Source organism: Nitratireductor rhodophyticola, from assembly GCF_019891355.1.
Classification (GTDB): Bacteria; Pseudomonadota; Alphaproteobacteria; order Rhizobiales; family Rhizobiaceae; genus Nitratireductor; species Nitratireductor rhodophyticola.
Genome location: NZ_JAHSSF010000009.1, coordinates 1 through 2,915 on the forward strand (window position 1 = coordinate 1; position 2,915 = coordinate 2,915).

Below are 2,915 nucleotides of genomic sequence, written 5' to 3' on the forward strand. Positions count from 1 at the left end.
ACTCGCGCCTCTACACCGCAAGGCGCTGACCGGAAGTTAACGTGACATCGCCTGTTGGGGTGCTTGGCGAGTTCCAGAAGATCATTCCAGTGCAGGTCTGTTTTCACGCGCGGCGGGTTGTTGTAGAAGCCGATGGCGAAGTCCTCAGCATCACAGACCTCGCGCACATAGTCTGAAATGGCGACGTTATCGGCGCAGATATAGGCAGGCGCCGCAATGATCGCGCCGTCGCCGCCTTCGGCTTTCGCATAGCGTACATAGTCGATTGTGGACTGGGTGTTGTTGCCGGTGCAGCCATAATAAAACAGCATCTTGCCGGTCTTCATCTTCGCGGTTTCAGAAATGATCGCGCGGCGCTCTTCCTGCGTGAGCATGGACACCTCACCGGTCGACCCCATGATGAGAACGGCTTCTGTGCCGTTTTGCTCATGCCAGTTCAACAGGGTGCGAAAACCCTCAAAGTCGATGCTGCCATCCTCGTTCATCGGGGTGACAAGCGCCACAAATGAACCTTTCGGTTTTATATGAGCCATGAACGGGTCTCCTGAAAATGTGTGTCGACGGTTCCCTGACACGCCCGGCTGCGCCGGATCGATGACGATTGGTCAGGCGCAGCAGAGGCTTGCCGCGCCTTCAGACCGTCGGTTGGCAAGGTTCAATGGAGCGGAAAAGCCGTCATAAAATCAAATACAAATATGATTGACCTGCATGCCAAAAACTTATGCCGTCTGCCTAATTCATGGGCTGAGTTCGTGGGGTCTGTTGCGGTTGTAGTCCTCCTTCCATGCGGTGATTGCGTCTCGTGCTTGGGGGAGCGACGAGAACAGGGTTTCGTTGAGGCATTCGTCGCGGAAACTGCCGTTGAAACTTTCGACGAAGCCGTTCTGCATCGGCTTGCCCGGCGCGATGTAGTGCCAGTCGACTTGGGTCTCCTGGCACCATTTGAGGATGGCCATGCTGGTCATCTCCGTCCCATTGTCAGAGACAATCGTCTTCGGCTTTCCCCGTCTGGCGATCAGACTGTCCAACTCGCGGGCGAGCCGAGCGCCCGACAGGGATGTGTCGGCGACCAGGCACAGGCATTCGCGTGTGAAGTCGTCAACGATAGCCAGAACGCGGAAGCGGCGGCCGTCCGTGAAGGCATCGCTGGCGAAGTCCAGGCTCCAGCGCTCGTTGGGTCGTGACGGCAGAGCCAGAGGACCCCTCGTTCCCAAGGCCCGCTTCCTGCCGCCGCGCTTGCGAACAGTCAGTTTCTCTTCACGATAAAGCCGCCTGAGCTTCTTCAGGTTCATGACGATCCCCTGCCGGCCGAGCATGACGTGGATGCGGCGATAGCCGAAACGGCGGCGCTCAGACGCCACCTTCTTCATCGCTTCGCGGATTGACGCATCGTCAGGTCGCACGCTGCGATATCGCATGCTCGACCGATCAACCGATAGAACCTCGCACGCCCGACGCTGGCTCACCCCATGCTGCGCACAGACCTGAGCCACCGCATCCCGCTTCGCACCGGGCGTCACCATTTTTTTGAAGCGACATCCTTCAGGATGGCATTGTCCAGCATGGTCTCCGCGAGAAGCTTCTTGAGCTTCGCGTTCTCATCTTCCAAGGCCTTCAGCTTGCGCGCATCAGACACGTCCATGCCGCCATACTTCGCCTTGTATTTGTAGAAGGTTGCATCCGAGATGCCGTACTTGCGGCAGACATCGGCTGTCTTCGCGCCCGCCTCCTGCTCCTTCAATATCCCGATAATCTGTTCTTCCGTGAACCGTGAACGCTTCATTCCGTCCGTCTCCTGGTTTTGACGGACTCTACCAAAATTTGGAGGAAGTTTAGGGTCTCAGGTCACTCGCGCGCTCCCTCTTTGCGCAAGGCGGCGCAGAAAGAGTCATTGCGTGTAAACTGCCGATTGAGCGTGCTTCCATGCATCTCGATACGGTCTTCACCTTCTGCGACCGCGATCTCGTCACCCTCTTGGTCTTGCCCCCGTTTCGCCGGACACTCAGGCGGTTGCGATTTGAGCGGCAATGAACTCGCGGGGCGAGCGCATTTTCAGCCCTGAGTGCGGGTGGTTGTCATTGTAATCCTCGATCCAGTTTTCGATCAATCCAAGAACTGTCGGGGCGGTGGGCAGTGGAGTCACCTGGACGTAGTCGCGTTTCAGCGTCTTCACGAAAGCCTCCGAGATGCCGTTGCTTTGCGGGCTCTGGACCGGCGTGAAGCAAGGCTTCAGTCCCAGCTGGCGAGCAAAGATCTGCGTGTCCTTCGCGATATAAGGTGAGCCGTTGTCGGACAGCATCTCGATGACGGATGGGGCGCGGTAAGCGCCGAAGCGACGCTCGACGGCCTCCAGCATGATATCGCGAATATCGGAACCGCTGATCCCGGCATTCGCCACAGCGCGCCAGGCGATGATTTCACGGTCATGGGCATCGATAATGAAGGCACTGCGGATGATATCGCCGTTCCAGCAGGTAAACTCGAAGCCATCGCTGCACCAGCGCAGGTTCGAACGCATGACGATCACCTTGCCGTCGTGAACATGCTCGGGACGTTCCGTGTATTTCCGCGTCAGAAGCAGGTTATGGGTCTGCATGATCCGATAGACCCGCTTGTGATTGACCGGTGCCAGGCCCTCCGAGCGCAGCTGGCGGTTCAGGAGCGCGGCGATCCGCCGGTATCCGTAGGTCGGCCGCGCTGCCACGAGCGCGGTGATCAGCGGCACCACCGCCGCGTCTTGCGCTTTGTGATAGCGCCGCCGCGGCTTCGCGCCTCCCTTCAGGCGATCATGAAGATTTGAGCGGGAGACACCGAGGGTCTTGGCCACCACGCTCATTGGGAACCCTCCTTCGGCTGCGACTGCGCAGGTTTTGTTGCAACGGCTGATTTGAAGCGCAAAGGGGGCCGGTCCGAGG

2 protein-coding genes and 2 pseudogenes are annotated in these 2,915 nt (G+C 58.6%); 1 reads left to right on the plus strand and 3 read right to left on the minus strand.

The window, feature by feature from the left end; genetic code table 11:
- Together KUG85_RS20985 and KUG85_RS20990 are read right to left on the minus strand one after the other, a co-directional pair.
- The coding region (locus KUG85_RS20985; protein WP_009453052.1) for a dihydrodipicolinate synthase family protein at window positions 1-533 on the minus strand (533 nt) is incomplete at its 3' end.
- Window positions 534-752: 219 nt separating this feature from the next.
- A pseudogene (locus KUG85_RS20990) lies at window positions 753-1,783 on the minus strand (IS3 family transposase); the annotation flags it as partial.
- Between the two features lie 65 nt (window positions 1,784-1,848).
- Here KUG85_RS20990 and KUG85_RS20995 point away from each other — a divergent pair.
- Window positions 1,849-1,974: pseudogene (locus KUG85_RS20995) on the plus strand (arginine deiminase family protein); the annotation flags it as partial.
- Window positions 1,975-2,002: 28 nt separating this feature from the next.
- On the opposite strand, the gene KUG85_RS21000 reads toward KUG85_RS20995, so the two are convergent.
- Window positions 2,003-2,915: IS3 family transposase (locus tag KUG85_RS21000; protein WP_081581996.1), on the minus strand; the 913-nt coding region annotated here is incomplete at its 5' end.